17 protein-coding genes are annotated in these 21,159 nt (G+C 46.3%); 14 read left to right on the forward strand and 3 right to left on the reverse strand.

What is annotated here, in order from left to right; translation table 11 throughout:
* Positions 1-337 precede the first annotated feature (337 nt).
* The 5 genes from ppk1 (at position 338) to H6A32_RS03030 (ending at position 4,684) form a co-directional block, all read left to right on the forward strand.
* Entirely contained in the window at positions 338-2,371 is a 2,034-nt protein-coding gene (gene ppk1 / locus H6A32_RS03015) for a polyphosphate kinase 1 (RefSeq protein WP_204863725.1), read from the forward strand.
* Positions 2,355-2,480 carry a hypothetical protein gene (locus tag H6A32_RS16645; RefSeq protein ID WP_275950809.1) on the forward strand — a complete coding sequence of 42 codons (126 nt, stop codon included), beginning with the start codon at positions 2,355-2,357 and terminating at the stop codon, positions 2,478-2,480. The genes ppk1 and H6A32_RS16645 overlap by 17 nt, the downstream gene beginning before the upstream one ends.
* Complete coding sequence (gene glsA / locus H6A32_RS03020) at positions 2,477-3,421, forward strand: glutaminase A (protein ID WP_242959079.1); 945 nt, start codon at positions 2,477-2,479, stop codon at positions 3,419-3,421. Before H6A32_RS16645 ends, glsA begins: the two co-directional genes overlap by 4 nt.
* Positions 3,422-3,595: 174 nt before the next feature.
* Positions 3,596-4,462, forward strand: a complete 867-nt coding sequence (locus H6A32_RS03025) for a hypothetical protein (RefSeq protein ID WP_204863726.1) — start codon at positions 3,596-3,598, stop codon at positions 4,460-4,462.
* Between the two features lie 45 nt (positions 4,463-4,507).
* Positions 4,508-4,684 (forward strand): hypothetical protein, encoded by a 177-nt coding sequence (locus tag H6A32_RS03030; RefSeq protein WP_204863727.1) that lies wholly within the window; start codon positions 4,508-4,510, stop codon positions 4,682-4,684.
* A 51-nt stretch (positions 4,685-4,735) separates the two neighbouring features.
* Here the strand turns inward: H6A32_RS03030 and glgD are convergent, their stop codons facing one another.
* On the reverse strand, positions 4,736-5,851 hold the full coding sequence (gene glgD / locus H6A32_RS03035; RefSeq protein ID WP_087167146.1) for a glucose-1-phosphate adenylyltransferase subunit GlgD: 1,116 nt from the start codon (positions 5,849-5,851) through the stop codon (positions 4,736-4,738).
* A gap of 1 nt (position 5,852) precedes the next feature.
* A complete protein-coding gene (locus tag H6A32_RS03040; RefSeq protein ID WP_204863728.1) occupies positions 5,853-6,992 on the reverse strand; it encodes a glucose-1-phosphate adenylyltransferase in 1,140 nt (379 codons plus the stop codon).
* A 243-nt stretch (positions 6,993-7,235) separates the two neighbouring features.
* On the opposite strand from H6A32_RS03040, the gene H6A32_RS16255 reads away from it, so the two are divergent.
* From H6A32_RS16255 to H6A32_RS03075, 7 genes are all read left to right on the forward strand, one after another.
* Positions 7,236-10,880 (forward strand): hypothetical protein, encoded by a 3,645-nt coding sequence (locus H6A32_RS16255; protein ID WP_243424844.1) that lies wholly within the window; start codon positions 7,236-7,238, stop codon positions 10,878-10,880.
* Between the two features lie 158 nt (positions 10,881-11,038).
* Positions 11,039-11,653 (forward strand): DedA family protein, encoded by a 615-nt coding sequence (locus tag H6A32_RS03050; RefSeq protein WP_204863729.1) that lies wholly within the window; start codon positions 11,039-11,041, stop codon positions 11,651-11,653.
* 126 nt (positions 11,654-11,779) lie between these two features.
* A complete protein-coding gene (locus H6A32_RS03055; protein ID WP_430749568.1) occupies positions 11,780-13,507 on the forward strand; it encodes an ABC transporter ATP-binding protein in 1,728 nt (575 codons plus the stop codon).
* A complete protein-coding gene (locus tag H6A32_RS03060; RefSeq protein ID WP_204863731.1) occupies positions 13,507-15,360 on the forward strand; it encodes an ABC transporter ATP-binding protein in 1,854 nt (617 codons plus the stop codon). The genes H6A32_RS03055 and H6A32_RS03060 overlap by 1 nt, the downstream gene beginning before the upstream one ends.
* Before the next feature lie 7 nt (positions 15,361-15,367).
* Positions 15,368-15,805: a MarR family winged helix-turn-helix transcriptional regulator gene (locus H6A32_RS03065; protein ID WP_243424845.1), complete on the forward strand. Its 438-nt coding sequence runs from the start codon at positions 15,368-15,370 to the stop codon at positions 15,803-15,805.
* Positions 15,802-17,493 carry a glycoside hydrolase family 2 protein gene (locus tag H6A32_RS03070; protein WP_087167153.1) on the forward strand — a complete coding sequence of 564 codons (1,692 nt, stop codon included), beginning with the start codon at positions 15,802-15,804 and terminating at the stop codon, positions 17,491-17,493. Before H6A32_RS03065 ends, H6A32_RS03070 begins: the two co-directional genes overlap by 4 nt.
* A gap of 16 nt (positions 17,494-17,509) precedes the next feature.
* Positions 17,510-18,430 (forward strand): ribokinase, encoded by a 921-nt coding sequence (locus H6A32_RS03075; RefSeq protein ID WP_191426393.1) that lies wholly within the window; start codon positions 17,510-17,512, stop codon positions 18,428-18,430.
* 76 nt (positions 18,431-18,506) lie between these two features.
* On the opposite strand, the gene H6A32_RS03080 is transcribed toward H6A32_RS03075, so the two are convergent.
* Positions 18,507-19,178, reverse strand: a complete 672-nt coding sequence (locus H6A32_RS03080; RefSeq protein ID WP_204229633.1) for a sugar O-acetyltransferase — start codon at positions 19,176-19,178, stop codon at positions 18,507-18,509.
* A gap of 163 nt (positions 19,179-19,341) precedes the next feature.
* On the opposite strand from H6A32_RS03080, the gene H6A32_RS03085 reads away from it, so the two are divergent.
* Both H6A32_RS03085 and H6A32_RS03090 read left to right on the forward strand, forming a co-directional pair.
* On the forward strand, positions 19,342-20,298 hold the full coding sequence (locus H6A32_RS03085; protein ID WP_204863732.1) for an ABC transporter ATP-binding protein: 957 nt from the start codon (positions 19,342-19,344) through the stop codon (positions 20,296-20,298).
* Positions 20,282-21,148, forward strand: coding sequence for an ABC transporter permease (locus H6A32_RS03090; protein ID WP_204863733.1), 867 nt, complete (start codon positions 20,282-20,284; stop codon positions 21,146-21,148). Before H6A32_RS03085 ends, H6A32_RS03090 begins: the two co-directional genes overlap by 17 nt.
* Positions 21,149-21,159 lie beyond the last annotated feature (11 nt).

The raw sequence follows: 21,159 nt of genomic DNA on the forward strand, positions 1-21,159 counted from the left end.
TGATTTTACGTTGGATTTACGCAAGAGAAGCACAGTTTTACATGAATTTAATGTAGATTTGACACGGATTACAGGGGCAATATGTTATTCTTTTTTTGTTATAAAGTTTATATACTCAAACAGAAACTATAAATTGATTTTTCAGGAAAAGGGGTATATGATGAAAAGAGAAAAGCGCAGTAGAAAACAGATAAAAAACGATATGGTGGTTCGTTATTATTGCATGGAGACAAAAGTGGATGGGAATGCGAAGAAGGTATTTCACAGCGTTCCATACAGGAACTGCCGATAAGGAAAAGTGTACTGCAGAAAAGGAATGAAGGAGCGTATAGAATATATGGGAAGCGAATATATGAATCGAGAGCTTTCGTGGCTGAAATTTAATGAAAGGGTACTGGAAGAGGCGGAGGATAAGTCCGTACCGCTCTGTGAGCGTTTCACTTTCGTATCGATTTATCAGACGAATCTGGACGAGTTTTTTATGGTCCGGGTTGGTTCCCTGTACGACCAGACGCTGCTGCCTCAGGATATCAGGGACAATAAGACACAGATGTCTTCACAGGAGCAGATTGACGCGATACTTGAAGAGGTCAGAAAGCTGAATAAAAGGAAAGAAAAGGTATATCAGAAGCTGATTGAAAAAGTTGCAAAGGAAGGCGTTCGTCTGTACCGCATGGATCAGATTGAAGATGAGAAGAAGATGGAAAGATTCTTCCAGTCGGAGATTCTTCCGCTGATTTCCCCGACCGTGGTCGGCAGGAGACAGCCGTTCCCGTTTTTGAAAAATAATGAAATTTATGCGGTTGTTTCTCTGACGACAAAGAGCAGCAAGAAGGTCCGTCTTGGAATTGTACCGTGTGCAAGCAATATTTTCCAGAGGATGATTGAGATTCCGGGAGAAAAGGGATCTTATGTTCTTGGTGAAGATCTGATTCTTCACTTTGTATCCAAGGTATTTCCGGGATACAAGATTCAGGGTAAAGCGCTGATCCGTGTGACGAGAAATGCCGATATTGATGCGGATGCACTTTATGATGAGGATCTGGACTACCGGGAATTTATGGCGGATCTGATGAAGCAGAGAAGAAAGCTTGCTCCGATCCGGCTTGAGATGTCCGGAGATCTGGATATCGGAAGCATGCTGATGCTGGATAATTATCTGGGACTGGAGGAGAAGTATGTGTTCCATTCCGAAGTCCCGCTGGATTTCTCTTTTGTATTCCAGATTCAGGATATGCTGAGAAAAAATGAAAGTCTGTTTTACGAAAAACGTACTCCGCAGAAGTCGCCGATGTTTCGGGATGGAAGAAGCATTATTGAGCAGATTAAAGAGGGAGATAAGCTCCTTTCCTATCCATATGAGTCAATCAGGCCGTTTTTGCGTCTCCTGACCGAGGCTGCGGAGGATGAGAACGTGGTTTCCATCAAGATGACACTGTACCGTCTTGCAAAGCAGAGTAAGGTGATTGAGGCGCTCATTGAGGCTGCGGAGAATGGAAAGGAAGTTGTTGTGCTTGTGGAGCTCCGTGCCCGCTTTGATGAGGAAAATAATATCGAATGGTCCCGCCGTCTGGAGAATGCCGGATGCCAGGTTATTTACGGCCTGGACGGCTATAAGGTACATTCCAAGCTTTGCCTGATCACAAGAAAGACAGATAAGCAGTTTGAGTGCATTACACAGATCGGAACCGGAAACTATAATGAAAAGACGTCCAGACTGTATACAGACCTTTCCCTGATGACGGCAAATACCGATATCGGTATTGAGGCGGCAAAGGTATTCCGCGCCCTTGCAAAAGGGGAAGTGGTGGAAGACATGCAGCATCTGCTTGTGGCGCCGCACTGTCTGCAGAACCGGGTACTGGATATGATGGACGAGGAGATCGAACACGCAAAGAAGGGGGAACCGGCATACATCGGCATCAAGATGAACTCCCTGACAGACAAGAAGATCATCGACAAGCTGATTGAGGCTTCCTGCGCGGGCGTGAAGATCGAGATGATTATCCGTGGAATCTGCTGCCTGGTGGCAGGTGTGAAAGGAAAGACCGAGAACATTCGTATTATCAGCATTGTAGGACGTTTCCTGGAACATTCCCGGATTTATATGTTCGGTACGAAGGAACGGAGAAAATATTACATAGCATCTGCGGACTTTATGACAAGAAATACAGTCAAACGTGTGGAAGTCGCATCTCCGGTTTATGATCCGGCCATTCAGGAAAAGCTGGAATACATTTTTGACACGATGAATCGTGACAATCAGAAAGCGCGTGAGATGCATGAGGACGGTATGTACTATAGAGTGCATAATGACGAAGAGCCTTTGAATTCTCAGGAACGTCTGTACGAAGATGCATACAATAGATAGCGTTTTATGGAAGCTGTACGGACAGAGTCCGGAAAAGCCGGTGAAGCGTTTCTTTCTTCTTGACATGGACGGAAAAATTATGGATAATTTTATCGAAATGACAGGATGAGAAAGGAAGGGAGAGGCGTGATGCTGACAGAAGAGCTTCTGAAGGATGCCCTGCAATATGGGAAAGCATTTACCAAACTGGGCATGACAGCGCAGTATATTCCGCAGCTGCGGGATGTGAATAAATATTATCTTGGGGTCTGCACAATGGATCTGGACGGCAATGTGCTGGAAGCGGGAGATACGAGAATTCCGTTTACGATCCAGAGTATTTCCAAGCTGGTATCGCTGATTCTTGCGATCCGGGACTGTGGAGCGGATCATCTTTTCCATGAGAAGGTTGGTGTGGAGCCGACCGGAGACCCGTTCAATTCCATTGTAAAGCTGGAGACAAAGACCCGCCCGTTTAATCCGTTTATTAATGCGGGAGCCATTACTGTGGCAAGCTGTATCAAGGGAAAGGATGCAGATGAGAAATTTGAGCGTTTTCTGGAGTTTACGAGGAAACTCTGCAACAACGAGGAAATCAGCCTGAATCAGGCCGTTTACGAGTCTGAGAGAGAGACTGGAGACCGGAACCGGGCGCTGGCTTATTATCTGAAAGCATCCGGGATTCTGGAAGGTGATGTGGAAGAGTGTCTGGACTTTTATTTCCGGATGTGCTCGGTCAATGTGACCGCTCACGATATTGCGTACATGAGTCTGGTGCTTGCCAATCATGGTGTGGATCCGCTGGATCAGGAAGAGCTGATCGAGCCGCAGTATGCGAAGGCGATCCGCGCGCTGATGCTGACATGCGGGATGTATGACGGATCCGGTGAGTTTGCCATGACAGTCGGATTTCCGGCAAAGAGTGGTGTCGGTGGAGGAATTGCAGTTCCTCTTGTAGACCGGATGGGAATCGGCGTATTCGGCCCTGCCCTGGATGAAAAGGGAAACAGTGCCGGGGGCATTAAGATCCTGGAATACTTGTCCAACAAGATGGGGATCTCGCTGTTTTAGACAATCGAAGAAGTGAAAGAAAGAATGAGAGCGTGATGTGTGAAAAGCATGACGCTCTTTTTGTGTAAAGCGCACAAAGATTCACAAAAAATGCAATGAGCAATAGAAAAAAATAAAAATATGATATAATTAAAACAATAGAAAGACTATTTTCTTTTGAAGGGAGGGAAAAGTATGAGGAGCAAAAGGAAATGGAGACTGATCTGGGCTCTCATGTTAATGATGGCAGTTCTTCTGGCTGGATGTCAGTCTGAGGATAAGACGACGAAAGAGAAAGAGCCGGATCCAAAGAAGACCGAAGTAAAGGAAGAGGAAGTCAGCGCGGAAGCAAAAGCAGTGATTGAGGCCATGATGACAGGCCCAAATGCAGATCTTCTGTTCACGCCGTCCGCAGTGGGAGAAGGAGTAGACATTGCACAGGCGCAGGAGAATACGGGAGAAACAGCAGGAGAGAATGCCTCCGTCATGGAGAACTGGGAAGATAAGATCGGAGACTATTTTACAGAAAACGGCATGCAGGATTTTCTTACTTCAGGCCCGGCTATGAAATTCCTTCTGATGGCAGAAGAAGAGGGAACCAAGCTCCAGGTAAAGGAGATAACGCTGGAAGACAGAAGTGAATATACAGAGACTGTCCATGTCCAGTATATGCAGGGCGGCAGAGAGGAAGAAGCGGGATTTACATTTACCCGCGATTCAGACGGGAAAATCACTCAGGTGACGGAAGATGAAAAGTTGGCGGCAACGCAGATGCGGATTTATGAACCAAGAGAAATCAGCCGGGAAGACTTTATTTCTGCCTATGCAAAGCAGGAGAGTATTCTTGTGGAAGAAGCACCGGCTGAGGTAGAAAACCAGCGTAAGTTTTTACTGGCATACTACGGAATAAAGGCAGAAGACTGTAATATTGTATACGAAGAACGGACGAAAGATAAGAATGTCGGGGACGACCTGATTCTGACAGCTACGATTTACACAGAAATGCTGGTGGATAAAGAGAGCGGAGAGTATGTATCGTATGGTGTGCCGGCATCCACATAAACACAGCTTCGAGGTGATATTGAAATATTAAGAGGAGAAGATAATTTGACATCATCGGCATGGACGATACAAAATGGGGCAGTTGAAGTTAATGTCAATGATACTGTATATTTCCAGACAGATGCAGCAAGAGAATTTACGAAGAAGGATATAGAAAAGACAGCAGAGAACAGTTATCGGTACACCATTAACGATACAATTGTATTCACCTATCCTTTATAATTAAGAAATAAAAAACGGGGATGCATGAAGCATCCCCGAAAATTTTTGTAATTAGATGGTATCACCACGTTTGATATAACCAGGGTTTTCAGGTGTTCCAATCAGATTGGAAACGTGGCGGATACTGGAATTTTTGTCTACGACATAATTTTCTACCGTAATATCCTTACCGATGGATGCGCCAGGAAGGATCACGCTGTTTCTTACAACGGCGCCTTTCTTCACTACGCAGCCACGTCCGATTACGGAATTCTCAACGGTTCCTTCGATCAGACAGCCGTTTGAAACAACAGAATTTTTCACAGAAGCTGTCTCGAAGTACTGTGTCGGGCAGGAATCGTTTGTTCTTGTATAAATCGGCCAGTTCTTTTCAAAGAGATTCTGTGCCGCTTTGAAATCGATCAGATTGATATTTGCATTGTAGTAACTCTTGAAGTCTGTAATAGAAGCAAAAAATCCATGATGGGAAACTCCGCGTACATCCAGTTCGCCGCACTCAAAATTAACGATCTGAGACAAGGTGTAAATGGAGGAGAGCTTTTTCGCTTTTGCAATCAGTTCAAGGAAAAGCTCTTTCTTCATAACATAGGTATCCATGAAGATGTTGCGGTTTTTTGCGTTTCCGTTGTTCGGCTCGATAGAGAGCACACCTTTTTGTTTGTTCAGATTCAGAATATCGCATTTTAAAAACTCGTCTTTTGCGGTATCTACTGTGTGATAGAGCAATGTAATATCGGCTCCGGAATCAATGTGATTCTGAAGCAGAGTGTCGAAATTCTGGGAATAAACCATGTAGCTTGGCGCAAGGATCACATATGGATACGGAGCGTTTTCGATACATTCCAGATTTTCACGATATGCTGCGATATCTGTGTTGTAAACATCATTTTCACCGTTGTATTCAGAGAACAGTGTGAGAAGTTTTCCTCTCTTGGAGTTCAGGTTGTAGTGACGGCCTGTTCCAAGATGTTCTACCAGTGAACGAGGTTTTCTTCTAATATATACATGAATGTGGTCAATTCCGCTGTTTGTCATGTTTGAAATCGGAAAATCAATGACGCGGTATCTTCCAAGGAAGGAGAATGCTCCGATCGGACGGTATACAGTCATTCCGTCAACCCCGATATGATTTCCGGCAAAATTTACAATTCCAAATGCTCTGCTCATATTATTCAGCCCCCTTTACGTTTTTCGCCACTAATTCGATGTGTTCGCTGTCAACACTTCCGACAACAGCATCTTTTCCGATTTTAACACCGTCTGCTACAAGAGAGCGGACAACAGTCGCACCTTCTGCGACTTCTGCATCCGGCATGAGAACACTGTCGATCACTTTGGCACCGGCACCGATACGTGCACCTGTAAACAGAACAGAGTTTTTAACTGTTCCGTCGATTATACAACCCTGTGTAATGAATGCACGCTGAATATCTGCATCAGGACCTACATAATGAGGGAGAGTGGTTGCGTCTTCGGTATAGATCTTCCAGGAAGAATCGTTCAGATCAAGTTCATTGTGAGCGTCAAGAAGATCCATATTTGCTTCCCAAAGAGAATCGATAGTTCCGACATCTTTCCAGTAGCCCTTGAATTTATAAGCGTACAGACGCTTCTCGTCAGCAAGAAGCTGAGGAATAATATCCTTTCCGAAATCGTGGTTGGAATCCGGATCTTTCGCATCGGCGATCAGCATTTTGCGTAGAAGCTTCCAGTTAAAGATATAGATTCCCATGGAAGCAAGCGTGCTCTTCGGATGCTCCGGTTTCTCTTCAAATTCGTAGATACGTCCGGTCTCGTCTGTATTCATGATACCGAAACGGCTGGCTTCTTTTAATGGAACTTCGATTACGGCGATGGTCGCGTCGGCATTGCATTCTTTGTGGTAAGCCAGCATCTTTGCATAGTTCATCTTGTAGATGTGGTCTCCGGAAAGGATCAGGAGATACTCCGGAGAAAAAGAGTCGATAAAATCGATGTTCTGTGAAATCGCATCAGCGGTTCCCCTGTAAACATCCAGGTTCGCATCAGCTTTTTCACGAGGCGGCAGTACATAAACACCGCTGTTTTTTGCATCAAGTCCCCAGCGACGACCTGCTGCAACGTAGCTGTTCAGAAGAATGGATTCGTACTGAGTTAAAACTCCTACAGTATCAATGCCGCTGTTTGCACAGTTGCTTAAAGGGAAATCGATGATACGGTATTTTCCACCGTATGAAACGGCAGGTTTTGCTACTTTTGTGGTAAGCTCATGCAGACGGGTACCTCTCCCACCAGCTAAAATCATTGCTAACATACTGTTTTGCTTCATTGTGAGTCCTCCCTTTTCTTTTGCTCTGCAACTATTATACAATTTTATTGGAATTCTTTCCATAATTTTGTGCAAATAAATGGAAAAAATATAAAAGAGTTATGAAAAAATACTGTCCAAAAGGCTGTCCACTCCGATTGTTTGTGCAGGTTTCCTTGTGGAAGGAAAATAGAGGAGATATAATGACTATGAATGGACTTCGAGAGTTTTACTGGAAAGCAGAAAATGAGGAGGCAGAAAACCGTGAGAAAAAGAAAATTATGGGCAAGAAGAGCGGGGGCTCTTCTGACAGCGGCAGCAATTACCGCATCGTTGTGCGTTCCAAATGTTCTGGCAGAAGAACCGCAGCAGACTGCACAGGAACAGACCGCACAGAGCACAGAGACGCAGACGGCGGAAGTGCAGAGCATGGAGACACAGCCGGAAGCTGAGACAAGCACAGAAGCAAAAACGGAAGCAGACCCGGTTGCGGAGACAAAACCGGATGCCGAGCCGGGAACTAAGGCACAGCCGGAAGAAATGCAGAACACGGAGACGCAGACGGACAGTGCAGAAGCACAGCAGACAAAGGAAAGTGCGGAAGTACAGAAAGAAGAAGCTGAGGCAGAGCCGGAGACTGCGGAAAAAGAAACAGAAGCGGATGCGGCAAAAGCGGCAGCAGCTGCTGATGAGACAACAGAGACGACAGAGGAAGCAAAAGACGGACAGTACGACACGACAAAACCGGTAATTGAGAAAGTTGAGTTTCCGCAGCAGGGACAGACACTGACAGTAAATGATACAGTAAAATTCTATATTTATGCATATGACGCAGACAGTGGAATTCGTGAAGTACAGGCTGATGTGGTTTTTAAGACAGAGTCAGGCAATGTGTGGAATGGCATGGATTTCACCTATGATGAGGTGAATAAGCGCTACGTGGGAGAATATTCTCTGGAAAACGTTAATACAGACAGCGGATATATTACGGATATCCGTGTTATTGACAATTCAGATAATTATGTAACCATGTCATCGATGGATGAAGAAACGTCAACTGAAATGTATACGTTTTCTTTCAAAAAAGAAGAAGTAAACTATACGGTGAAAAATTTTGTTCTGGATCAGCAGGGTAAGACTTTAAAGAATGGGGATACTGTATCTGTATTCTTTGAGACAGATCCGGCTATTACAGAAGATCCGGGTAACGTAAATGTGATTTTTAAAAACGAAAATGGATATTCTACGATCAATATTTGGATGCAGTTGAATCCGGAGACTGGAAAGTATGAAGGAAACACGCAGATTTATAATCCGAGTGGCGGAAAATGGGTCCTGGATCAGGTGGGATTTTCCCGTTCAGGAGATATGGCGGAATTCAAGGTAGATCATCCTGAAAACTACTGGTTCAATACAGAAGAATCCGAAGAAGTTGTCAACGATAAAGAACAGCCGGTTATTACTTCGATCGAAGTAGATAAGAATGGCGAAGTTGTAAGAGCTGGCGATAAGGTAACAATCAAGATCAAGGCAACGGATAATGTAGGTCTGGATGAATATAACTGCTATGCTTATATGAGCGCAGATCAGGATATTGTCAATAACAGTACTTATGTTGACCTTCAATATAATGAGGAAGCTGACGCATGGATTGGTGAATTTGTAATAGATGAGAACACATATCCTTGCGAGTGGTATCTCAGTACTGTAACGATGAGAGATCAGGCTGGAAATTCGGCTGATGTCATAAAGTACAGACAGGATTTTTATTTATCAGAGCCGTATTATGTTCAGGTTGTTAATAAAGATACGTTTGTAAATCAGACGTATACTGGTCGGATTGAGTTCAGGGTTTTAAACGAAAATGGAATATGGGATACGGTAAGTGAAATTGAAAAGGAAAATCTGGAAAAACGTGCTACGTTTAAAGAAAGTGGTATTGAAATCCCGGCAGCAAACCATACTTTTGAAAGCGCGAAACAGATTGGATGGGTAGATTCTGCCGGAAATCCGATTGATGAAAACACAATGGTGACGGACCAGATAACGAGTTTTGTTGTTTATGCAAAATATGATAAGACTCCGGTTTCAATTTCCAAAGAATATCTGAATCAGAACGGCGAGAGGACTTATAGTTCAGATGAACTTGTACTGTTGCAAAAAGACGCTACGTATGGGGATCTGAAAGAATACATTAAGACAATTCCGGAACCGGAAGACAGTTATGATAAACTCAACTTTAAGGAGTGGACGTATAGTTTACAGAACGGAGATGATGCTCTGATTTCCGGAGCAATGTATGTACATGTAACTGCTTCATATGATGAAAATGTATTTACGCTTAGTTTTTCATATTTAAATAATAAGGGAGAATGGGATTATTCGGACGAGCTGTATTTATATGAAGATGGAGCAACTTATGGAGACCTTTATCAAGAAGCATATAAATATGTTCCGGATGATCTTTCTGATGAGATCAAGTTAGAAAAATGGGTGCTGCCGACGTATATGCTGGAGCAGAATCCGGAAGATAAAGAACTCCCGTTAGATCACTCCATTATGAACTCTACGGGAGTTACGGCAGATTATGGTGATAAAGCGGTTGCACTGGCGAATATCAGTTATACAGGAATTGATGGAAGGTATCGTGTGAATGAACAGGCGCTGGTAGTCGATAAAGGAACAAGCTACAAGTCGATTTATGAAAAGTGCCTTCCGGAGAAACCGGAATCCTATCCTGGATTAAAATTTACAGGATGGGGAAAAGAAGATGAAAGCAGTGTTGTAGAGTCAAGCGGAACAGTTGTATATGCTGAAGCAGAGTATTCTAATTACCTTGTGCGTTTTATCATTGATGATATGTATGCGGGAAACGACTGGGGATACAGCGACAATGAAAAAGAATTTGACTTTATTCAATGCATTGTTGCAGAAAAAGGAGATACAATTACACTTCCGACCGAATTTGAGGGATATACGAATATTACATGGATTACAGCATGGCCGGAAGATGGAAAAATAACAGTTGATTATGACCGTACATTCCGCGGATATGGAGAAAAGACAGCAACAGATCCATCCGACCCGGAAAAACCGGTAGATCCGGAAGAGCCGACTGATCCGGAAAAACCAGTAGATCCGGAAGAGCCATCTAATCCGGAAGAGCCTTCCAAACCGGAGGAACCGTCGAATCCGGGTACAGAAATTCCGGCAGATACCGTGGATTCTGTTGTGCAGGAAATCAAAGGAACTTCCGCTGGTTCAACAGTACAGGTAGATATGGGAGACGCAACTGTTCTTTCCAAGGAAATTCTGGAAGCCGCAAAAGGCAAAAATGTGAATATTCAGCTCAACATGGGATCCTACACATGGACCATCAACGGAAAAGACATTAAAGCTTCTGATCTGAAAGACATTGACATGAAGGTAACCATGAATACCAACGCAATTCCAAGCAGTGTCGTAAAGAAACTTGCAGGGGACAATCCGACCATGCAGCTTTCGCTGGCGCATGAGGGAGACTTCGGATTCCAGGCAAAACTGACACTCAATGTAGGAAGCCAGTATGCAGGAAAATTCGGAAATCTTTATTACTATGACAGTGATGGAAAACTGGTATACATCAACAGTGGAAAAGTAGCAGAAAGCGGAAATGTATCTCTGACATTCAGTCATGCATCCGACTATGTGGTTGTGCTGGCTGATCAGCAGTACATCGGCAATGGTGACGGACAGACCGGAGCATCCAATACCTCCGGAAATGAAGGAACCACTCAGAAACAGTCAGGAGCAGACGTTGTCAAAACAGGAGACAGCGCTCCGACTGTAACACTTCTGATTGTGATGGGAGCAGCTGTTGTAGTCATCGCAGGTGCGGTGATCGTGAAAAAAAGAGGATCTGCAAAATAATATAGGGTAAATTGAAAAAACCGCCGCAAGGAGAAGGAAGCCCCCAATCCTGCGGCGGTCTTTTACGGACTGAAATAACAAATCGAGCAGGACAACGCATAAAAGAAAAGAGAAACCGATAAAGTGTCATATAGCCATGTGAACAGGGAGAAAGAAAAATGGAATTACACTTGCTTGAGCTTTTGTCGGAATACGGATATTTCGGAATGTTCCTGCTGATTATGATCGAAAATATTTTTCCACCGATTCCGTCCGAAGCGGTTCTGTCTTTCGGCGGATTTCTGACGGAGCATACAGATCTGAATCTACAGGGAATGTTCATTGCGTCGACGGCAGGATCACTGGCAGGGTCGGTGATTCTGTACTGGGCAGGGAGGATTATACCACTGAACCGGCTGGATCATGTTTTGTCAAACAGATTGATCAGGAAAGCAGGCTTCAAAGAAGGAGACATCAAAAAGACACTGAAATGGTTTGACAGGCACGAAAACAAAGCAGTCCTTCTCGGAAGATGTGTACCTGTCATACGAAGCCTCATCTCCATACCGGCAGGCATGACCAGAATGCCCTTTGCTCAATTTCTGTGCTACACAGCCATCGGAAGCGGAATCTGGAATCTGCTCCTCCTTGGCCTTGGGAAAAAGGCCGGAAGCTCCTGGTACAAAATCACACAGATCTTTGATCAATATCAGGCAGCTATCATCACACTGATTGCGGCGGCCGCCATATTCTTTATTGCATACAAATTAAGCACAACAGAGAAAAAAGACTGATTTTTTTTCATTGGGGACAGGTTCCGGTGCATCGGAACACGTCCCCAATGTTACGTTGCCGATATTGACATTGGTGAATGATGAGCATACAATAGTTGTATATACAAGTATTTGGAGGTGTGGGATGTGCTGAGGAGAATTTTTTCTTATATGGGGAAGTATAAGAAGTATGCTCTGCTGGCGATTTTGTGCGTGACGGCGGAATCGTTGTTTGAACTCATTGTGCCGCTGATTATGGCGGACCTGATTGATGTCGGTGTGGTGAACGGGGACAGGCATTATATTTATATGAAGGGGGGTCAGATGGTTATCTGCGCGTTGCTTGCATTGTTTCTGGGGATCGGAAGTTCGCGGTTTTCGGCTCTTGCCGGCCAGGGGCTTGGAGCGGAGCTGAGGAAAGCGGAGTATGAGAGTCTTCAGGGATTTTCGTTTGCGAATATTGATCATTTCAGGGTGTCGTCGATCGTGACGAGGCTGACAAGTGATGTGACCAATATCCAGAATTCGGTGTCTACGGGACTTCGGCCTTTCTGCCGTGGGCCTGTAATGCTTGTAGCTGCAACGGCGGTCGCATTTTCCATCAATGGAAAGCTTGCGCTTGTGTTTTTTGTGGCACTTCCGATTCTGGCGGTGCTTCTGTTTTCTATTGTGAGTCATGTTCAGCCGTTGTATACGAAGATGCAGACGGCTATTGATCTGGTAAACCGGATTATTCAGGAGAACCTGACGGCGATTCGGGTGGTGAAAGCGTACGTCAAAGGGGAATACGAGACGGAGAAGTTTGATGAGGTAAACAGGAATCTGAAAACCCAGTCGGAAAAAGCGTTCCGTCTGGCGGCGCTGAATATGCCGGCCATGCAGATTGTGATGTACGGCACGATTCTGAGCCTCATCTGGTTTGGTGGCAGGATGATTCAGGTCGGCGGAATGCAGGTCGGGGAGCTGACCGGTTTTCTAAGCTATGTTATGCAGATTTTGAATTCTCTGATGATGATTTCCAATGTGTTTCTGATGATGACCCGTTCCATGGCATCGGGAAGCCGTATTCTGGAGATCATTGATGAAAAAGTGGATATTACCGACCGGGAAGCGGAAGACCACGAGGTAGAGCGCGGCGAGGTTGAGTTTGACCATGTCTACTTTCAATATAGAAAGGACGCACCGGAATATATTCTGTCGGATGTGTCTTTGAAAATCCCGGCAGGCAGTACGTTTGGAATTATCGGTCAGACCGGTTCAGCGAAATCAACGATGATTCAGTTGATTCCTCGTCTTTATGATGCGACAAAAGGGGAGGTCCGGATCGATGGAATTCCGGTGAAAAAATACAAGGTGGAGCATCTGCGGGACGCAATTGCCGTGGTGCTTCAGAAGAATACGCTTTTTTCCGGCACCTTGATAGAAAACCTGCGGTGGGGCAAGGAAGATGCCACGATGGAAGAGATTGAACAGGCCTGCCGTATTGCCTGTGCGGATGAGTTTATCGACCGGCTTGCAGACGGTTATGAGACGGAAATGGGGCAGGGCGGTGTCAATGTGTCAGGTGGACAGAAGCAGCGGCTTTGTATCGCACGGGCGATTCTGAAGCGGCCGAAAGTACTGATACTGGATGATTCAACGAGTGCTGTGGACACGGCAACCGAGGCGAAAATCCGGACGATGTTAAAAGAGGAACTTCCGGAGATGACGAAGATCATCATCGCCCAGAGGATTTCCTCTGTGCGTCATGCAGACCAGATCCTGATTCTGGATGACGGGAAGGTGTCGGATATCGGTACCCACGAAGAACTTCTGGAAAGAAATGAAATCTATCAGGAAATTTATGAATCTCAAAAGGAAGGAGCGGAGCTTTAATGGCAAGATATCTGGGATATAAAAGACCAAGAGATCTGAAGCGGACAATGGGGCATCTGATGCACTATCTTGGCGGACACAAGTGGATGTTCCTTCTGGTGGCGGTGCTTGTGCTGATCAGTACCGGAGCCAATATTCTGGGGACGTATCTGCTGAAACCGGTTATCAATGAATTTATTCTTCCGGGGGATGTGAAAGGGCTTCTGACGGCGGTAGCAGGTATGGCCGTCCTTTACCTGTGCGGTGTGGCGGCAACATTTGGTTACAACCAGCTGATGGTCATCACGGCACAGAAGGTCATCAAGGAAATCCGGCAGGATCTTTTTGCCCACGTGCAGAAGCTTCCACTGAAATATTATGATGCCCATACTCACGGAGAGCTGATGAGCCGGTTCACCAATGACGTAGACACAGTGCAGGAGGCGATGAACAGCAGCTTCGCCATGCTGATTCAGAGTTTCCTTATGCTGGCGGGAACGATTACCATGATGCTGGTATTAAGTGTACGGCTGACGCTGATTGTCGTGGTTTTTCTGCTTTTGATGGCTGCCTTTATCAAGTTTAACGGCAGCAGAAGCCGGAAATACTTTACAAGGCAGCAGGAGGAGATCGGAAAGATCAATGGATTTGTAGAAGAGATGGCGGCGGGCCAGAAAGTGGAGAAAGTGTTCAACCACGAGAAGGCTGATTTCAAGAAGTTCTGTGAGATGAATGAAAATCTCCGGAGGGAATCGACGAATGCCCTGACTTTTGCCGGAATGATGGTGCCGACAATTGTAAGCCTTTCCTTCGTGAATTATGCGGTTTCGGCCTGTGTGGGCGGGCTCTTTGCCCTGTCCGGACTATTGGATATCGGCAGCCTTTCTTCCTATCTCGTCTATGTGCGCCAGAGCGCCATGCCGATGAACCAGTTTACACAGCAGGTGAATTTCCTGCTGGCGGCCCTTTCCGGTGCGGAGCGGATTTTCCAGATGATGGAGGAAGAACCGGAGATTGATGAAGGAACCATCACCCTCTGCAATGTAAGAAGAGAAGGGGATGTTCTGGTGGAATGTGAAGAGAAGACGGGAGAATACGCATGGCGGGAAGAGAAGGAAGATCAGGTGGTGCTCACACCGCTGAAAGGCGATGTGCGTTTTGACAATGTCGTATTTTCCTATGTGCCGAATAAACGGATTCTGAATGGAATTTCGCTCTATGCAAAACCGGGACAGAAGATTGCCTTTGTGGGATCGACCGGAGCGGGAAAGACGACGATTGTCAATCTGATCAACCGGTTTTATGAGATCGAGAGCGGAATGATCACGTATGACGGGATTGACATCCGCAAGATCCGGAAAGATGACCTGCGCAGATCTCTTGCAATGGTCATTCAGGATACCCACCTGTTTACCGGAACGATCGCAGACAATATCAGGTATGGAGATCAGGAAATCACGGATGAGGAAGTCCGGGACGCGGCAAGGATCGCCAATGCGGATTCTTTTATCCGGAAGCTCCCGAAAGGATATGACACGATGCTTTACGGGGACGGCAGCAACCTTTCCCAGGGCCAGAGGCAGCTCCTTTCCATTGCGCGTGCAGCGGCCGTCAAGCCGCCGGTTCTTGTACTGGATGAGGCAACCAGTTCCATCGATACGAGAACCGAGCGTCTGATTGAAAAGGGAATGGATGCCATCATGGAAGGGCGGACCGTGTTCGTCATCGCCCACCGCCTTTCTACGGTACGCAATTCCAAGGCGATTATGGTACTGGAAAAAGGAGAGATCGTTGAGCGGGGAAATCACGAGGAACTTCTGGAACAGAAAGGCCGTTATTATCAGCTTTATACAGGACAGTTTGAACTGGAGTAGATGGAAAATGGAAAAAAGTAAGATCAGAGAACTATGGTTTCAGATAAATGCTGCCAGGAGGGCAGCGCTTCGGCCGTATTTTCAGGAAATCGGCCTGAAAGTAGGGCAGGGACAGCCAAGAATTTTGAATTCTCTCAGAAAATATGGTACTATGACACAAAGAGAACTTGCAGACCGGTGTTTTGTGGATGTCACGACGATTTCCAGAACGGTGGACCGGCTTGTAAAAGCGGGGCTTCTGAGAAAGGAGATCGATCCGTCCTGCCGCAGATCCTGTCTGATCAGTCTGACCGAAGAGGGCAGGGAAAAGTCGGAGCAGGTGAAGGAGATTTTTGAAAAAGGGGATGAGATCTGGTGGGAAGCGTTTGACGAGGAAGAGCTGGAAACTTTTTACCGTCAGCTTCAGAAGATGGAAGAAAGTCTGAAAGGAGAACGGACAAAATGAAAACGCTTTATACAAGATGGGGAAAAGACCTGGATACGGAGCATGTCCTTTCAGAGTATCCAAGACCTCTGATGCGCCGAAAAAGCTATATTAACCTGAACGGATACTGGGATTACCGGATCTGCCGGGAATCCGGGAAGCGTCCGCCTGCCTCCTTCGAAGGAAAGATTCTTGTCCCGTTTTCGCCGGAGAGTGTTCTGTCCGGTGTGAAGCGGAGACTCCGCCCGGAGGAAACACTCTGGTATCACCGGACGTTTGAAAATCCGGCGCAGTCGGGGGAACGGATTCTGCTGCATTTTGGTGCGGTCGATCAGATGTGTGTCGTGTATATAAATGGAAGGCGCGCCGGCTGTCATAAAGGAGGATATCTTCCCTTTACCGTTGATGTTACGCGGTATCTGAAAGAAGGGGAGAATGACCTCTGCGTCCGGGTACGCGATATATCGGACCAGAGCTGGCATGCGAAGGGCAAGCAGAAAATTCAAAAAGGCGGTATGTTCTATACGGCTCAGAGCGGAATCTGGCAGACAGTATGGATGGAGGCAGTGCCGCATAATTATATTGAAGAGATCAAGTGCCGGCCGTTTTATGACACCGGGGAAGTGGAGATTACCGTATTTGCCAATGTGGCAAAGAAGGCAAGGATTATTCTGGAGGGAAGAGTCTGTGAGGCAGGAACGAATGAACCTGTCCGGATCCGGTTAAGGGAAAAGCGGAGCTGGACACCGTGGGATCCATATCTGTATGAGTTTGAAGTACGGATGGGAAAAGACAAGGTGAAAAGCTACTTTGCGATGCGTTGCATCACGGTGGAAAAGGATCCGAAAGGCATTCCAAGGATCTGCCTGAACCACGAGATTCTGTTCCAGAGAGGACTTCTGGATCAGGGGTACTGGCCGGACGGGCTTTATACAGCGCCGTCCGATGAGGCGATGATTTTTGATATCAGTCAGGCGAAAAATCTCGGCTATAACATGCTCAGGAAGCACTGCAAAATCGAGCCACAGCGCTGGTACTATCACTGCGACCGTCTGGGAATGCTGGTGTGGCAGGATATGGTTAACGGAGGAGAAGCGTACCATCACTGGTATGTGACTTACGGGGCGACTGCCATGAGTATCTGGCACATTACGGTCACGGACAAGGTAAGACGGCTTCTGTCCAGAAAGAGTGAAAAAGGCCGGGCAGAGTTTGAACATGAGATGAGACAGACAGTACGCACACTCTATGGGCATCCGTCCATCGTCCTTTGGACGCTGTTTAACGAAGGATGGGGACAGTTTGATACAAAAAGGCTTACAAAGGAATTGAAACGTCTGGATCCGACGCGTCTGGTAGATGCGGCCAGCGGCTGGTTCGACCAGAGATGCGGGGATGTGCGGAGTACCCACAACTATTTCTTCCGGCTGAAAGTGAAGACGGAGAAAGAGCGGGCTTCCATTCTGTCGGAATTTGGAGGATTTTCCATGAGAGAAAAAGGGCACAGTGCGTGCCCGGCAATATACGGATACCGGATTTTCCCGGGGAAGAAGAGCCTGTGCCATGCCTATGAAAAAATCTGGAAAGAAGTCAGAAATCTGGAGCGAAAAGGGCTGTGCGCGGCTGTCTACACGCAGCTGTCGGATATTGAAGAAGAAGTAAACGGGCTGTGGACCTATGACAGGGAAGTATTAAAAATCAAGGATTAGAAGGAGGAACGGACCGATGAGAATCATCAACTTTGGATCGCTGAATCTGGATTATACCTACACGGTGGACCATATTGTGGAGCCGGGGGAGACACTGGATACAGTGGAGAGAAAGATTTTCTGCGGCGGTAAAGGGCTGAATCAGTCGATTGCCCTCGCAAGGGCCGGACTGGAAGTCCACCATGCCGGAATGATCGGAGAAGACGGAGAGATGCTGGTGGATCTTTGCAGGAAGGAAAATATTCATACGCATTATATATGGAAAGTTCCGGGACCATCGGGACATACGATCATTCAGGTGGATGAGAGCGGACAGAACTGCATTCTTCTGTATGGAGGAGCAAACCGGAAATTTACCAAAAATTATATCGATGAAGTGCTGGCGGATTTCAGCGAGGAGGATATCGTACTTGTGCAGAACGAGATCAATCTCGTAGATTATGTCATCGAAGCGGCCAGCAGAAAGAAGATGCGGATCATCCTGAATCCGTCCCCGTATAATGAGCAGCTTAAATCCTGTGATCTTGGCAAAGTAAACCTCTTCCTTGTCAATGAGATTGAAGGCGCGCAGATGACAGGAAAAGAAGAGCTGGGGGAAATTCTGGATACTTTGTCCGAACTGTATCCGAAGGCCGGGATTGTGATGACGCTTGGCGGAGACGGATGTGTGTATCAGGATGCATCGAGGCGGTTTTTCCAGGACAGCTTCCATGTACCGGTGACCGATACGACCGGAGCAGGAGATACGTTTACCGGATATTTTATCGCCGGACTGGTATCCGGGATGGATGTAAGAGAATGCCTGATCGTGGCCTCCAGAGCGGCGGCCATTGCGGTCACAAGACCTGGAGCGGCTGCGTCGATCCCGACAAAACAGGAGGTCAGGGAAATTGATCTGGATTTTGAAAGACCACAGAAACATGAGACAGAAGAGTAGAAGAAAAGAGCTTTGCAACGCCCGGAGAAAGGGCCGCGCAAAGCTCTTTTTGTGCAATAGAAACAGTTCCTGAAGATCAGTCCTTGTCAAGTTTGGAAAGCACATCCGGGATCGGTACATCGATTTTCCGGTCACGGTAATAGTATTCCCGGTCGTGTTCTCCTACTTCACGCAGTACCCGGCATGGATTTCCTACAGCTACTACTCCGGCCGGGATGTCCTTTGTGACAATGCTGCCGGCTCCGATAACTGTATTGTCCCCGATTGTCACGCCCGGAAGGATGACGCATCCTGCTCCGAGCCATACATTCTTTCCAATATGTACGTCCATGTTGTACTGCATCTCCAGATACCGGAGATTCGGCTCGATCGGATGACCTGCGGTCGCGATGGTGACATTCGGTCCGATCATGGTCTTGCTGCCGACATAAATATGTCCATCGTCAACAAGAGTCAGATTGAAGTTGGCGTAGACATGATCTCCAAAATGGGTATGATATCCACCCCAGTTGGAACGAAGCGGAGGCTCGATATAGCATCCCTCGCCCAATTCGGCAAACATATCTTTGAGCATTCTGGCTCTCAGTTCCTGGTCATGCGGTCTTGTCTGATTATAATCATACAGCTTTTCCAGACAGTCAAACTGTTTTTTCATAATTTCAGGGTCGGACGGAAGGTAAAGACGTCCTTCCTCCATTCTTTTTGCGGACTCCTGAGAGTCCATCTGTAAATCCTCTGCATATTCCATGCTGTGTTTCCTCCTCCTTTTTTCCGCTGCTATCCTCTACTATAGTATATTCCGGTGCCGGTGGCAAGGACGGTGTTTCTTTTTTTCATCACAGTTTTGGCACAGAATAGACACAATTTCCTGATAAGGTATTGCATAGACTAAAACAGAGGAGGGAAGCACATTGATCGAAGTCAACGGATTAGTGAAAAAATACGGCAGCCATACTGCTGTGGATCATCTGAACTTTCGAATAGAGAAGGGACATATCTATGGGCTGCTTGGGCCAAACGGAGCCGGAAAGTCCACAACCATGAATATCATGACCGGATATCTCGGGGCAACCGAAGGGGAAGTTCTGATCAACGGCCATGATATTTTAAAAGAGTCGGAACTGGCGAAAAAATCTGTCGGATATCTCCCGGAGATGCCGCCGCTTTATATGGACATGAAAGTGCAGGAGTATCTGATGTTCGCGGCGGAGCTGAAAAAGGTAAAAAAGGCGGACAGAAAGGCTGAAGTCAAAAAAATAATGAAGATGGTCAGGATTTATGATGTGAGAGAAAGGCTGATTAAGAATTTGTCCAAAGGATACCGCCAGAGAGTGGGTCTGGCGCAGGCAGTGCTTGGATTCCCTGAGACAATTATTCTGGATGAGCCGACAGTCGGCCTGGATCCGAAACAGATCATCGAAATCAGAGAGTTAATCAGGGAGCTTGCAAAAGATCATACGGTCATTTTAAGCTCCCATATTCTTGCGGAGATCAGGGAAGTGTGCGATTACATCATCATTATTTCCCAGGGGAAACTGGTGGCAAGTGATACGCCGGAAAACCTGGAAAAGAAATTTTCAGGGAATGCGCCGACCGAGATCGAGACAAGACTGCTTCCGGAAAAAACCGAAGAGATTCTCTCACGGATTCCGGGAATTCAGAAAGTCAGCTATCTGTCGTCCGATCCTGGAATCACCAGGGCGGTCATTGAGACAAAAGAGGATGTTGACATCCGGGAGGAGATTTTCCGTGCCTTTGCAAGAGAGGACAGCGCGCTGATCTCCATGTACAGAAAACAGAATACACTGGAGGACATCTTCCTTCAGCTGACCCAGGAAGGAGGACGTCCACATGCTGGCAATCTATAAGCGTGAGTTTAAATCGTATTTTTACTCCATGACGGGGAGTATTTTCATCGCCTTTCTGACCTTTATGACAGGCATCTACTTCATGGCATACAATTTAAACAACGGATATCCGTATTTTTCCTATTCGCTGGAAGGGGTCATGTTTATTTTTCTTGTGGCGGTTCCGATTCTTACGATGCGAAGCTTTTCCGAGGAAAGGAGAAGCCGGACCGACCAGCTGCTGTTGACCTCCCCGGTAAGCGTGGGCAAGATGGTAATGGGAAAATATTTTGCCATGGTGACGGTATTTCTGATTCCTTGCGTACTGTTCTGTGCGTATCCGCTGATTATCAGTACACAGGGAACGGCATATTTTAAGAATGATTATACATCGATTCTTGTATTCTTCCTTCTTGGATGTGTATATATTGCCATCGGAAGTTTTATCTCCGCCATGACGGAGAGCCAGATTATTGCGGCCATCGGAACATTTGGTGTCCTGATGGTGATTTATCTGTGGGATGGACTGTTAAGCTTCCTTCCGTCTTCCGCATTTGGAGGGATGGCAGGAATCTGGATGATGCTGACCCTCTGCGTTTTGTTTGTTTACAATATGACCAAAAACGGTCTGCTGAGTGTCGGAATTGAAGGAATCGGTACGATTGTTCTTATTGTGATCTATGTTGTAGACTCTTCTTTATATGAAGGAATTCTTTCCACAATCTTTGAAAAGTTCGCGCTTGTTTCGACGTTTACGAGTGTCGCGGAAAATAATCTTCTGGACATCGGCGGGGTTGTGATGTATCTGACTCTGATCGGGGTGTTTTTATTCCTGACGGTTCAGTCAATACAGAAAAGAAGATTCAGTTAGGAGGGTAAGAC

Origin of the sequence: Drancourtella massiliensis (genome assembly GCF_016900655.1) — a bacterium.
GTDB lineage: Bacteria > Bacillota > Clostridia > Lachnospirales > Lachnospiraceae > Sellimonas > Sellimonas catena.

What these genes read in the sequence shown, in the direction of transcription:
- ppk1 (WP_204863725.1), top strand. Translation starts at nt 338, where the DNA reads ATGGGAAGCGAATATATGAATCGAGAGCTTTCGTGGCTGAAATTTAAT.
- H6A32_RS16645 (WP_275950809.1), top strand. Translation starts at nt 2,355, where the DNA reads ATGCATACAATAGATAGCGTTTTATGGAAGCTGTACGGACAGAGTCCG.
- glsA (WP_242959079.1), top strand. Translation starts at nt 2,477, where the DNA reads ATGAGAAAGGAAGGGAGAGGCGTGATGCTGACAGAAGAGCTTCTGAAG.
- H6A32_RS03025 (WP_204863726.1), top strand. Translation starts at nt 3,596, where the DNA reads ATGAGGAGCAAAAGGAAATGGAGACTGATCTGGGCTCTCATGTTAATG.
- glgD (WP_087167146.1), bottom strand. Translation starts at nt 5,851, where the DNA reads ATGAGCAGAGCATTTGGAATTGTAAATTTTGCCGGAAATCATATCGGG.
- H6A32_RS03040 (WP_204863728.1), bottom strand. Translation starts at nt 6,992, where the DNA reads ATGAAGCAAAACAGTATGTTAGCAATGATTTTAGCTGGTGGGAGAGGT.
- H6A32_RS03050 (WP_204863729.1), top strand. Translation starts at nt 11,039, where the DNA reads ATGGAATTACACTTGCTTGAGCTTTTGTCGGAATACGGATATTTCGGA.
- H6A32_RS03060 (WP_204863731.1), top strand. Translation starts at nt 13,507, where the DNA reads ATGGCAAGATATCTGGGATATAAAAGACCAAGAGATCTGAAGCGGACA.
- H6A32_RS03065 (WP_243424845.1), top strand. Translation starts at nt 15,368, where the DNA reads ATGGAAAAAAGTAAGATCAGAGAACTATGGTTTCAGATAAATGCTGCC.
- H6A32_RS03070 (WP_087167153.1), top strand. Translation starts at nt 15,802, where the DNA reads ATGAAAACGCTTTATACAAGATGGGGAAAAGACCTGGATACGGAGCAT.
- H6A32_RS03075 (WP_191426393.1), top strand. Translation starts at nt 17,510, where the DNA reads ATGAGAATCATCAACTTTGGATCGCTGAATCTGGATTATACCTACACG.
- H6A32_RS03080 (WP_204229633.1), bottom strand. Translation starts at nt 19,178, where the DNA reads ATGGAATATGCAGAGGATTTACAGATGGACTCTCAGGAGTCCGCAAAA.
- H6A32_RS03090 (WP_204863733.1), top strand. Translation starts at nt 20,282, where the DNA reads ATGCTGGCAATCTATAAGCGTGAGTTTAAATCGTATTTTTACTCCATG.